This is a genomic window from Paenibacillus sp. (assembly GCF_031177825.1).
In the GTDB taxonomy this organism is placed as follows: domain Bacteria; phylum Bacillota; class Bacilli; order Paenibacillales; family YIM-B00363; genus Paenibacillus_AE.
In genome coordinates, this window is sequence record NZ_JAPSKE010000016.1 from 124,428 (window position 1) to 133,722 (window position 9,295).

A 9,295-nucleotide genomic window follows, 5' to 3' on the forward strand; every position below is an offset into this window, starting at 1 on the left:
AACATAGGATGTCGGTACGTATCCCGTTATGATAAAGAGGCAGTAACCACTAGTACACAAGGGGGAGCGACCAAAATGAAGTTGAAAGTGTTTTCAATTCTGATGTTGGCCGGGGCTGTCGCGCTATCGGGCTGCAGTGCCAACAATGCGGGAAGCGGAAGTCCTTCCGAACCGGCGGAGCCGGCGAAAACCGAGACGCCTGGGGCGGGGGAGACATCCGCAGCTCCGGTAGATCTTAATTGGTTCGCTACAGCCGGATTCTGGAACCCTCCGCAATGGACAACGGAGCCTGGGACCGTAATGGGAGAACAGACGAAGAAGACGGGGCTCACCTTTACTTTCAACATTCCCGCACAGGACGCTGATACGAAATTGAATCTGATGATGGTTTCATCGTCGGATGCTTTCCCGGATGTCATTTCGACGTTAGGCCCGGATATGGGAAAGAAGCTGGTTGAGTCCGGCAAGATTTGGGAACTGGAAGAATTCCTTACCAAATACGATCCGGAATCTCATTTGCTCAAAGATTTCCCCGCAGATGTGAAAGAACAGATGGTGAAACATTATGGCGGTTGGTACGCCATTGGAAGTCACATGGTCAGCGATGAGGCGAGAAAGCTATACCCTCCTTCAAGCGAGTACTATGCAGATGTGGCAAAATACTCAGAAAACAAGGGCGTGCTTGTCAACGCGAATATTTTGAAGGAGGCGGGCCTTGAGCTTTCCGATCTGAGAACCGAGGATGGCGTGCTTGCGGCGTTACAGAAGGTTAAGGACATGAATCTGACGGTTAACGGCCAGTCTGTCATTCCGCTTCAGATTCACGGCAAAAACTATCATGGCGAAACGCTCCAATTCCTGCAAAGATCTTTCGGCGCCATGCCGATTGATAAAGACGGGAAGTTTAGAAATATTTATATGTCTCCGGAAAACAAGCATGCCATCCAGTTCCTGTTTAAGGCGGCGCAAGGCGGATACTTCGATGCCGGCCAGATGACAATTGATGACGCGGCGATCGAAGCAAACTTCTTGGCGGAACGAGTGTTCATGTTCATCGGGAATACGGCCAGAGGTAAATTCGATTCGCTTGATTACTGGGTTTCGCCCGGCGCGATCTTGTCGAACGAAGGCACAAAACCGGTATTCCCATTCTGGTCCGAACCGGGACGCGGCTGGATGCAAACGCACATTTCCAAATCGACGAAGGAACCGGAAAAATTGGCGAAATGGCTTAGCTATGTGACCAGTGCCGAGGGGATGACGCTCAGTCATTTTGGTATCGAAGGCGTTCATTACACGAAAGACGACAAAGGTCTCATTACAAGAACGGATGAGGGAATTCAAGCTCAGAAGGACAGCAGCAAAACAGGAGTGGATATCCTCTGGCAATTCGCCAATATGGCATTCCTTGAACACGTGCAGCCTGCTCCTACCAAGAGAGAGGGGGCCGGCGGCTTAATCGAGATGGAGGCGAAGACCGCCTTTGGCAGATCGCCAGATGTCGTTCGATATGATGCTTCCGTACTGAATTTGCCTGGCGACTTTTTTGCGCCAGGAGGCAAAAATGTGCAGATTAGAGAAGAAATCCAGCAATTTTATGTAGCTCATGTTGCCAAGATGGTGTTGGCGAAGGATGAGGCAACGTTCAACGCACTGTACAACGAGTTTGTCGCCAAGATGAAACAATTGAAGGTCGACGAACTGGATGCGGCGCATGACGCGGAGCTCCAGAAGAAGTCGAAAGAAATGGGTGTCACAGTGAAAGGCGTTAATTCATAATCGCATGATTTGAACGTTGAATAGTGCCAAAGTGCGTGTGCCTTCGCATGCTGCACTTTGGCATTATCATTGTTTTCCGGGGGAGGGAGTTATGATGGCGAGAAGCGTCTATGAGGGACACATCCCATCCGAAAGAAAAAAAAGGAGAAAATCCTTCAGGCTTGGGCACGATCTTCGAACCCAGTTGGAGCTCAAAGCGATGCTTTGGCCTGCCATTATTTTAATTACCATATTTGACTTTGTCCCGATGTACGGGCTGTTGATGGCATTCAAGGACTACGACCCCATCACAGGAATCAAAGGTATATTTACGAGCTCATGGAACAATTTCGAGAACTTTACGGGGATATTCCACCACTTCGAATTTTGGCCTATGGTGAAAAATACGCTCGGAATCAATCTCTTGGGGTCGCTGATCGGGATCCCGACAACTCTGATCTTCGCGCTGCTGTTAAATGAGATCCGGAATGCTAAGTTTAAATCGTTTATTCAGACCGTCACGTATATGCCGCATTTCCTGTCCTGGGTAATCTTCGGGGGATTGTTTATTACACTGCTCAATCCGGACGGCGGCGTTGTCAATTATTTGCTTCTAAGACTAGGCTTGATCGATGAGCCGATTCTGTTTTTGGGCGAACCGCAATATTTCTGGGGGATCGCCATCGGGACAAATTTATTGAAGGAAATCGGCTGGGGCGCCATCTTGTATTTGGCTGCCATGGCCGGCATCGACCAGTCCTTATATGAGGCCGCCGCCATCGACGGCGCGGGTCGGTTCAAACGGATGTGGTATATCACGCTGCCCGGTATTTTACCTACTTTGATGATTCTGATTATTTTCGCCGTAAGCGGGATGCTGAACAATAACTTTACGCAAATTTATGTCTTCCAGAATCCATTGAACTTGCCGACGAGTCAAGTGATCGATACTTTCGTGTATCAACAGGGGCTCAGACAGTTCCAGTTTGCTTCCGCTACGGCGATCGGGTTGATGAAAGCGGTGTTTGCGTTGTTTCTGTTGCTAGGTGCCAATTATTTATCCAAGAAGCTGACAAAATCAGGTTTGTTTTAGACATATAGAAATCATTTATAGGAGGTGTCCGGTATGGTCGGGGGCAGGAGCTGGGGAGACCGTATGTTTTCGGTATTGAATGTTATCATCATGGTCATTGTGATGCTCTTGACGTTGTATCCGTTTTGGTTTTCGATCGTGAATTCTTTAAATACAGGCGACGATCTGGTGCGTGGACCGATATTTCTATGGCCAAGGGAATTTACATGGGCGAGCTGGCAGTCGGTGATGGCGGACCCGGGCATGCTTAAGGCTGCATGGATCAGCGGGTCGCGAACGGTAATTGTAACGGCTGTGTCTATCCTGTATACGGCGATGTTTACGTACGCTTTTTCCCGTCCATATTTAAAAGGGAAAGCATGGTATGCGGTAATCGGCTTTGCGAGCATGTACTTTAGCGGAGGGCTGATTCCATCCTTTATGTTGATGAATTGGCTCGGGTTGTATGATAACTACTGGGTTTACATCCTCCCCGGACTTTTTCTCGGATTTTGGAACGTCATTATTTTTAATGCAAATTTCAAGGCGATTCCCGATGCGCTGTTTGAATCAGCCAAAATGGACGGAGCGAATGAGTTCACCATATTCTTCCGAATCGTCGTCCCGTTATCGAAGCCGGTTTTGGCCGCTCTTTCGGTTTTCACAGCTGTCGGCATTTGGAATGATTACGGAGCGACACTGTATTTTACCCAATCCCCGCATTTGCAGACGCTGCAGTATTTGATCTTAAAGCTGATTCAGTCGGCGGATGCGGTGAACCAGATGGCGAACATCGTGAATTCTACGAATCCCGCGGTTGCAGAGCTCTTCTCCAAGGCGGCAGGTCAGGGAGAAGTTACAGCCAAAACTCTTCAGCTGGCGGCAATGGTCATCTCGTCGATTCCGATGATTGCGATGTACCCGTTTGCGCAAAGGTTTTTTATTAAAGGAGTACTGCTCGGTTCTATTAAAGGATAGGAGCCGATCAACGACTAACGCCCACCCTTCTATGACGAATAGAGGAGTGGGCGTTTCATGATTCGGTTGATTCTTCGCACATGATTTCCAGGTATATACTGGATATGCACGGCATGAACAGGCTGGGCGGCCCGCTGCGAGACCGGATTATTGACGCCGAAATCAAAATCGCTTTTCATGAAGCTGAGCAATTTTCTTGAAAGTATGTGGCTGGATTTAATCAGCTGACGTGCCGCCGCCAATGATCGTTTCCGTTGCGCGCGGGGTCTGGCAGTCCTTCTGCGAGGGCGACGCGAAAGCGCCGGAGTGAAAAGAAAAACCTGTCCCTGCCCATTCAGGCTTATAGTGAAGTCATGAGTCGCTGCAAGCGCACTCAAACCATATATGTCGATCAACGAGGTTCATCAGAGTGAGTATGACGAAAAAAACGAAATCCATAGCCGCTCTCCTGACCGCGGTGCTAGTAGGAAGCGCTCTTGCGGGATGTGCCGGGGGAAGCGAAACGGGACAGAACGCTCCGCCGCCGGCCGAGCCGAACGAAAAGCCGTCGGCGAGGACTCGCGTCGGGCAATTTGCCGGATCTGATCGAAAAAAACTTCATGAATTTCCCGGGAGGACCGGAAAAGGCGATTAACGACGGGTATATTCTAAAATGAAATGACTTGATCGATCAGTACGCGCCGAATTACAAGAAATTTCTCCAGGAAAAATCCGGAAATCGACAAGATGGTCAAAACCGATACCGGATGTTACTATTCCTTCCCGTGGAATGGTTGCGAGTTCCGCAACGTCCGGGAATGTAGAATTGGCGATGAAGATGCTTGAATATGCCTACAGCGAGGAAGGCCATATGTTCTTCAACTTCGGTACCGAGGGCGTCAGCTACACGATGGAAGACGGTTACCCGAAATTTATCGATCTATTGATGAAAAACCCGATAAGCTGGCTCCCGCACAAGCCATGTCCCTCTACATTCGCGGCAATACGACGGGGAGGAAGGCGAAGCGACGCTTCGGCGCGTCGACCCCGGCGACGGGTAGAACATTATGGTCTTACGGCTTACAAAAGCTTGCCATGAGTAGGCAAGTTTTTTTGTTTTCATGCGGATCTGGGAACGTAGCGAAAGTAGCCGGCCCCACCTGTTACTCCAATCCGCGTCCGGCGCGGTCACTCGTTTCAATAGGTTTATCAGACAAGTGATCGACAAAGTTATGGAATATCAATGTTACAAATCAGAGCCGTACGTCGTTATATGTGCAAAACGTAAAGGGAGATGAGGATCGATGAATGCTTTACCATGATTATTTTCAGAGGCGGATTTGTGGATTTGCAGGGTTTACCGTGTTGTGCGTGATCATGATCAAGTAGTAAGAAAACCTCGATTAAATTCCGGGAGGAATGATTAAAATGGCGAATGTTTTATTCGTTAAAGCTAACAATCGGGATCAATCCATCAGCTTAAAGCTGTACGACGCTTTCTTAAGCGAGTACCGGGCGAAAAACCCGAACGACGATATTACGGAATTAAACCTTTTCGAAGTGGAGCTGCCTTACTACAACGGCGAAATGTTTTCGGGCATTATCAAGCTTTCTAAGGGCGATGAACTTACAACCGAGGAGCAGAACGCAGTCGCTATCGCGAACGGCTACGCAGATCAATTCCTGGCAGCCGATAAAGTCGTATTCGCGTTCCCCCTTTGGAATTTTACGATTCCGGCTCAATTGCTGACCTATCTGTCCTATCTAAGCCAACCGCGCAAAACCTTCTCTTATTCGGCACAAGGTCCGGTAGGGCTGCAAGGCGGCAAGAAAGTCGTACTGCTTAACGCACGAGGTAGTGTTTACTCCGAAGGCCCGCTGGCTCAAAAGGAGATGTCTGTGAACTACGTGAAAAGCATGCTCGGTTTCTGGGGAATAACGGATATTGAAATGGTTATCGTAGAAGGCCATTTGCAATTCCAAGATCGTGCTCAGCATATCATCGAAACCGGCTTAGCAGAAGCGGTTAAAATAGCTACCGGCTTCTAGTTCACTATAAGCGCATAGTACTATACCGGCGTCCTTGGCGGTATCGTGTTCAAACGACATAAAAGAGTAATAGCGAAGGATGTGAAAGACATGATCTTAGTTACAGGTGCCACTGGCTCGGTAGGCCGTGAAGTTGTTCGGCTACTGCATAAGGATGGCTTAAAGGTACGGGCGTTGAGCCGCAATCCGGAGAAGGCGAATTTTCCTGCAGGGGTTGAGGGGGTAGCCGGAGATCTATTGAAGCCGGAGACTTTTCAAGCGGCTTTGGAAGGCGTAGAAAAAGTATTTTGGATGTTACCGCTAGCCGCCGACTTTACTTTCCCGCGGATCGCACGGCATTCCGGAATTCGGCATATCGTATTGCTCTCTGCGGCAACGGTTGAAATTGGAGCAGAAAACGCCATTGCGCGACTCCACTTCAATGCCGAGCAAGCAGTCCGGGAATCGGGCGCGTCCTGGACATTCCTGCGGCCCAACGGCTTCATGACCGATGCGTACCGATGGAAAGATTCGATCAGGTCCGAGGGGGGAGTCCGGGTACCGTTCGGCGACCTCAGCATTCCAATCATCGATTCGCGGGACATTGCCGCCGTCGCAGCGAAAGCTCTAAGCTCAGACGGCGGACACGAACGGAAGATTTATACATTAACCGGACCTGAACCGCTAACTCGTAGACAACAAGTGCGCATACTTGGCGAAGTATTGAGGCGCGATATCGGATTTGAAACGATCCCGGACGACATCGCTCATGAACACCTGCTTCGTCACATGCCTGCAGAAATGGTCGATGCACTCTTTGATCTGTCCAAGCAAGGTCAGAGACTCTCTGCTGTGCTTCCTACAGTGGAAGAAGTAACTGGTCGGGCGCCTCGCACCTTCAAACAGTGGGCGATCGATCATTCCGAGGCTTTTCGGTAACACTTCAACAATTGTTACTGGAATCTCGGCAATAAACGCGGCTAAAGATGCCGAAAACTGTTGCGATTGGGAACGCCATTATGCTTCGATAGTTACAAAGGGAGCAAGTTTGCAATATTTCTAGCAGGAAAAGGTGAGACGGCGGATGGAGGAACTGTACGATCAATATAGAGCTCTGCTGTTCACGCTGGCTTATCAGTTGACAGGCTCTGCGGCAGACGCTGAGGATGTGGTGCAGGACGTATTCTTTAAGGCCTGTGACGTACATCCCGAAACATTGGAGGAACCGAAGGCTTATTTGTGCAAAATGGTAACCAATCGCTGTCTCGATCTACAGAAGTCTGCGCGGAGGAGGAGGGAAGTGTACGTCGGTCCTTGGCTCCCCGAACCGATTCGGACGCCGGAGGCGGATACGCTCGAAGCGGTCGTTCGCCGCGATCTGCTGTCTTACGGCATGCTCGTACTGCTCGAGAGGCTATCGCCGACAGAGCGGGCGGTTTTCGTCCTTCGCGAAGCGCTTGGATTCGATTACCCCGACATCGCCGAACTGCTCGGCAAGCGAGAGACAAATTGCCGCATGCTGATGAGCCGGGCAAGAAGCAAGATGGGAATATCCGAGGAGGAGCCGGTCGCGGCCGAAGCGATCGAATTGGAATGGGTCCGCCGATTCCTCGCATCCCTCGAGCAAGGTAACGTCGATCATGTGCTATCCTTGCTGAGCGAAGACGTCATGCTCTTCACCGACGGGGGTGGGAAAGTAATCGCGGCTACGCGTCCGATACAAACGCGCGAGCAAGTGGCCCTTATCCTTGCCGGCGCGCTCCATGGCTTAAAGTCTCAGGGAAGTCTTCACTCCAAGTTTGCATCCCTGAACGGTGAGACCGCTATCGTACTTCGTTCAGGGGACGAGACCGTGGCCGCTATATATTTACAACACCGACGCGGAAAGTTTGATAGAATCTACGTTATAAGAAACCCGGATAAGCTTACTCGGGTTTAGGTAGTCGAGTGCAGATTTTTCATAAAAATAAGGAACCGGGAATGAGATGGTCATTTGGCGAAGTCCTTAATAAATCAAGGGCTTCTTTTGTTTTAGAAGCGTAAATTTGCCACGGCCAATTGGAAGCATAAGCTTGCCAAAGCAGCAATCTTATGGGTTAGGTGACAAGAGGGAAATGTGACTTAACCCATAAACCTGCCGGGTTATGAATCATTAGTTTGCCGGAAATATAGCTTTATCTTATTTTTTTCCCTTATAGGTTTTATGAATATACCCATAACCTTGCCTTAAGTTCATTTCGGTAACTGGGTAGGTTAGTTCAATCATTAATCCACAGAATGCAACCAAGGAAATTGACTAAATAGATTGTTAAATATAAATTTGGTATTACTATTTTCGTATTTTTGGGATCGTGTAATCTTATTATGTCGGAGGGAAACATGGATATAATTGAATTTCAACAATGGGTGAAGGAGTATTACAAGTACCGCAACTGGTCAGACTTAGATATCTTTGTCCGTATTGGATTTCTTGCTGAGGAAACCGGAGAAGTAGCTCGTGCAATTCGTGCACTAGAGATTGGTAGAGATCGTCCAGATGAGATTGCAGGTACATTTCAAGAAAATAAATCCGAATTAACAGAAGAACTTGGAGATGTTTTAGGGAATCTCATTGTGATCGCAAATAAATATGATATATCGCTTGAAGATATTCTAATATCGCATAAACAAAAGCTTCAGGCACGTTACTCGGAAAATTAGAATAAACGGGAGATGGGTTATGAAATCAATCGCTGTATTTTGTGGTTCTAGTGAAGGAGCTTCTTCAATTTATAAAGATAGCGCAGTTAAATTAGGCCAACAGCTTGCCAAACACCAAATCACTCTAATATACGGTGGAGCTAATGTCGGACTTATGGGAATTGTTGCTGATGCTGCACTGGAGTATGGAGGTTCTGTTATTGGAGTGCTCCCTCAATTTCTCCAAAATCGTGAGATAGCGCACACAGGCTTAACAGAGCTTATAATGGTGAATTCCATGCATGAGCGTAAAGCAAAGATGGCTGAGTTGGCAGACGGATTCATTGCACTTCCTGGTGGACCTGGAACATTAGAAGAGTATTTTGAGATCTTTACATGGGGCCAGTTAGGATTACATCAAAAGCCGTGTGGATTGCTGAATATCAATCAATATTTTGATCCACTTGTATCCATGTTTGATACTATGGAACGCGGCCAATTCATGCAGTCGAAGTATCGTGCTATGGTCATTACAGATGATACTCCGGAAGGGATTCTTAAGCAGTTCTCGATATATAAAGCTCCTTCAGTCAAAACGTATCTCACCGAACAGCACACATGAAATAAAAATAGGAACAGCCCATTTAAGTAAAGGCAGCCAACTAGGGCTGCCTTTTTGGGTCTGTCAAGAATTTTGTGTAAACACTCCTAAAAGAAAATCTATGGACCGCTTAAGGTAGATGAGGTCCAATTCGGTCGGGGAAGAAGACTGAAAGCTGCAGCAGAATCTGTCCCCAGTTT

At 48.3% G+C, this 9,295-nt stretch carries 8 protein-coding genes and 1 pseudogene; all 9 read left to right on the forward strand.

The features are described from left to right. Nucleotides 1-75: 75 nt before the first annotated feature. The 9 genes and pseudogenes from RIN49_RS18350 (at nt 76) to RIN49_RS18385 (ending at nt 9,116) form a co-directional block, all read left to right on the forward strand. A complete protein-coding gene (locus RIN49_RS18350) occupies nt 76-1,779 on the forward strand; it encodes a type 2 periplasmic-binding domain-containing protein (protein WP_309121607.1) in 1,704 nt (567 codons plus the stop codon). A gap of 94 nt (nt 1,780-1,873) precedes the next feature. After that, nucleotides 1,874-2,851, forward strand: a complete 978-nt coding sequence (locus RIN49_RS18355; RefSeq protein WP_309121608.1) for an ABC transporter permease — start codon at nt 1,874-1,876, stop codon at nt 2,849-2,851. Nucleotides 2,852-2,884: 33 nt separating this feature from the next. Then, nucleotides 2,885-3,808: a carbohydrate ABC transporter permease gene (locus tag RIN49_RS18360; protein ID WP_309121609.1), complete on the forward strand. Its 924-nt coding sequence runs from the start codon at nt 2,885-2,887 to the stop codon at nt 3,806-3,808. A gap of 557 nt (nt 3,809-4,365) precedes the next feature. Beyond that, nucleotides 4,366-4,576 (forward strand): annotated as a pseudogene (locus RIN49_RS28850) (extracellular solute-binding protein); the annotation flags it as partial. A gap of 639 nt (nt 4,577-5,215) precedes the next feature. After that, nucleotides 5,216-5,836, forward strand: coding sequence for an FMN-dependent NADH-azoreductase (locus tag RIN49_RS18365; RefSeq protein ID WP_309121610.1), 621 nt, complete (start codon nt 5,216-5,218; stop codon nt 5,834-5,836). Nucleotides 5,837-5,926: 90 nt separating this feature from the next. After that, on the forward strand, nt 5,927-6,754 hold the full coding sequence (locus tag RIN49_RS18370; protein ID WP_309121611.1) for an NAD(P)H-binding protein: 828 nt from the start codon (nt 5,927-5,929) through the stop codon (nt 6,752-6,754). Between the two features lie 145 nt (nt 6,755-6,899). Beyond that, nucleotides 6,900-7,754, forward strand: a complete 855-nt coding sequence (gene sigJ / locus RIN49_RS18375; RefSeq protein WP_309121612.1) for an RNA polymerase sigma factor SigJ — start codon at nt 6,900-6,902, stop codon at nt 7,752-7,754. Nucleotides 7,755-8,194: 440 nt separating this feature from the next. Beyond that, a complete protein-coding gene (locus tag RIN49_RS18380) occupies nt 8,195-8,515 on the forward strand; it encodes a MazG nucleotide pyrophosphohydrolase domain-containing protein (RefSeq protein ID WP_309121613.1) in 321 nt (106 codons plus the stop codon). A 19-nt stretch (nt 8,516-8,534) separates the two neighbouring features. Then, nucleotides 8,535-9,116, forward strand: a complete 582-nt coding sequence (locus RIN49_RS18385; protein WP_309121614.1) for an LOG family protein — start codon at nt 8,535-8,537, stop codon at nt 9,114-9,116. Nucleotides 9,117-9,295 lie beyond the last annotated feature (179 nt).